The organism is Blautia sp. AM47-4 (assembly GCF_003479865.1).
Taxonomy (GTDB): Bacteria; Bacillota; Clostridia; order Lachnospirales; family Lachnospiraceae; genus Fusicatenibacter; species Fusicatenibacter saccharivorans.
The window spans coordinates 1-2,154 of the sequence record NZ_QUHY01000077.1 but is presented as its reverse complement, the minus strand read 5'-3'; the positions used below and the strand labels follow the sequence as shown (position 1 = coordinate 2,154).

Sequence of the window (2,154 nt, the reverse complement as noted above, 5' to 3'; positions counted from 1 at the left end):
TGAGCTTTGTCCCGAAGTCTGTGCCGGGGGCGATCCGGTAGGCCGTCCCGATTTTGGAGAAGAACCAGAACACAAAGAGGTACGGCAGGTTTGGGAGCACATATTTTCTAATCTTGTCACTCAACGTCCGTCCTTCACCGCCTCTCTGGTCCGCTGCTTTTCCTTTGCCTGCGTCCTGATCTGCTCCGTGAATTTCCGAAGCTGGCCGAGGATGGAAGCCTTGTCCTGCTCTTTGTTCAGCACCTTTGCGCTGTACTTCTGGAAGGCCGCCGTGATAGCGTCCGCCTGATTGGCTTTGAAAAACAGTAGGTAATGACCGGGGCTCACTTTATGGAAAGCGTAGTCCACATGGAACTCCTTTGCGATCCGGTCAAAATCCTTTGGGGCTCCCACATAGGGCATGGCGCTTTTGCCGCCATAGTGGTTCATCAGCTTTTTTACACTCTGGCGTCCCTGCGGGGTCAGCGCCTTCCGGTGGTGCTTTTGCACCGCCCGCGCCACCTTTCCAAGTGCGGCAGCCAGCACCTTTCCCGTGAGCTTTGTTGTCCTGATCGAAAGGGCAACCGTTTTTTGATTTACTTCTTCCTGCATAAAACCTCCTTTCCGTCGGGGTCCCCGTTATCCGGGAGGCCCCCGTACAGTTTCGGGGAACAGAAAACCTCGGGCCAATGTGGCCCGAGGCTTACCGCTCGGCATCCCTGCCGGACGGAGCTTTCTTTTCCGGCTCCGTCTGGACTTTTTCGCCCTGTTCCCGCATGGTCTGCAAGATAGAGGGCTTCTTTTGAAGCTGGGAGGCTTTTCGCCGGACAGCGGCTTGATACATTCCAAACGGTCAGCCGCCCGGATGGCGTTGTCCGTGAGCTGCCTCTGCCATGCACCTACGCTGGGAGCCCAGCGAAAGCCGCTGCTTTTCAGCTCGGCCCGGGTGTCCGCGTCAGGCTTTCCGTCAAAGAACACCTGCAAGCGGTTGTCCTCCCGGTTCATTTCCACACGGCCCCCATCGAACTCCCAGCCGGAAAATTCCTGCTGTGCCTGTTTGGAAAGCTGTTCGATACGGGCCTTTACCCGGCGGATCTCCGCATTGTTGTTGGTAAGCTGGTAGCTTTCAAAGGGCCTCGGGTCGCTCCGCCAGCTTGACGCCATGCTTGCTTTCAGCTTTTCGATCTGGTCCGGCGACAGCAGCGCACAGCCGTCCAGTTTGCCATGCTTGCGGTAATAGGCGTTGACCTCCTTCATAATGAGCTGGGAGCGTTCCAGCCCGTCCAGCTTCTTCTGGAGCTTTTCAATCGCTGCCGGGTCATCGGCACTGATCCCGCCCATGCCGGTGCTGCGTATCTTATCCAGCAGCCCTTGAATATACCGCCATTCCTCCATGTTGCTGTCTCGGGCCCGGTTCTGTTTTTCCTTTTTTCCTACCGGGAAGTTGGCAGGTCCGGCGATCATCACAGAGGGAACCCTCGCGTCAATGGCAAAGCCCTGGTTCATGTTTTCGGCCAGCTTGCGGGCGTAGGTGTCCAGCAGATGGTCGATCTTCTCATGGTACATGGGGTCCACCCTGGATTTTTGCTGTTCGGCTATGGCGGCGGCCTTATCCACCATTGCCCGGTATTCCGCCGTTGCGCTCCCTTCCTTGTAGTCGGAAAAGCTGTTCATTTCCTTTGCCCGGCGGGCGGCTCCTTCATTGATAGAGTAATAGTTGATGGTATGCACCTCCTTCATGCTTCGGGCCATGCTGGCCCGAAGTCTTACCGTTCTTCATGGGAAGGTCCCGCCTTGTCCTTTTTCGGAGCGGGCGGGGTCTCTTGAAACCGTTTGAGTGCGGCGAGAATGGAGTGGACAGGCTCGGCCTTTTCGGGATAGGCAAATATCCGGTGTTCCGGCGGGATGTCCTGCGGCCCGTGATAATACTCCTTGAAGCCCTCCGGGACTGCCGACACATACCCACCGGGAGCGAATACGCCGCCCTCGTTGATACGCACATCCCGCCCGTATGCTTCATAATCGAAGTAGTTCTGAATGTGCTCCGGTATGTCGATGGTCCCAAACTCGTCGGCGTAAAGACGGCCCAGCCCTTCATCATCGGAAATATCCGGGTAAAAGCGGTAAAGGTCAAGGTTCTGCGTCAGGTTTATCAAATCCTTCACGCTCCTTGTG

At 56.6% G+C, this 2,154-nt stretch carries 3 protein-coding genes and 1 pseudogene; all 4 read right to left on the bottom strand.

Translation table 11 applies throughout. The annotated features are described in order from the left end of the window. Positions 1-124, bottom strand: a pseudogene (locus tag DW965_RS22360) (conjugal transfer protein TraG); the annotation flags it as partial. Continuing rightward, positions 121-591, bottom strand: coding sequence for a PcfB family protein (locus DW965_RS18530; protein ID WP_007887898.1), 471 nt, complete (start codon positions 589-591; stop codon positions 121-123). The gene DW965_RS18530 and the pseudogene DW965_RS22360, both read right to left, overlap by 4 nt. Before the next feature lie 27 nt (positions 592-618). Beyond that, on the bottom strand, positions 619-1,719 hold the full coding sequence (locus DW965_RS18525) for a hypothetical protein (RefSeq protein ID WP_243036691.1): 1,101 nt from the start codon (positions 1,717-1,719) through the stop codon (positions 619-621). A gap of 26 nt (positions 1,720-1,745) precedes the next feature. After that, positions 1,746-2,154 (bottom strand): antirestriction protein ArdA (locus DW965_RS18520; RefSeq protein ID WP_147398822.1); only part of this gene is annotated, 409 nt, incomplete at its 5' end.

Coding starts and splice junctions, on each gene's coding strand:
- DW965_RS18530 (WP_007887898.1), bottom strand. CDS start 591: ATGCAGGAAGAAGTAAATCAAAAAACGGTTGCCCTTTCGATCAGGACA.
- DW965_RS18525 (WP_243036691.1), bottom strand. CDS start 1,719: ATGAAGGAGGTGCATACCATCAACTATTACTCTATCAATGAAGGAGCC.